The following is a 272-nucleotide window of genomic DNA, read 5'->3' on the forward strand; positions in this document are numbered from 1 at the left end:
GGACCGGTTTTATCGATCACGACAGTCGCACTTTCCGCATGGAGCTTGAAGCGGACTTCCTTCAAATTGAGGATGATTTCCGCAACGTCTTCTTTCACGTCGGGAATCGGCGTGAACTCATGAACAACGCCATCAATCTTGATCGCAGTGATCGCTGCGCCTTGCAAAGACGAAAGAAGAACTCGACGAAGCGAGCTACCAAGAGTCAAACCAAAGCCACGTTCAAGAGGCTTAGCAACAAACTTCCCATACGAAGTCGAAAGGCTTTCTTT

The 272-nt window shown here is 48.9% G+C and carries 1 pseudogene; it reads right to left on the reverse strand.

Annotated elements, in window-relative coordinates:
• Positions 1-272, reverse strand: a pseudogene (locus tag P6709_RS19935) (DNA-directed RNA polymerase subunit alpha); the annotation flags it as partial.

Source organism: Jeotgalibacillus sp. ET6, assembly GCF_029667115.1.
Lineage (GTDB): Bacteria > Bacillota > Bacilli > Bacillales > Jeotgalibacillaceae > Jeotgalibacillus.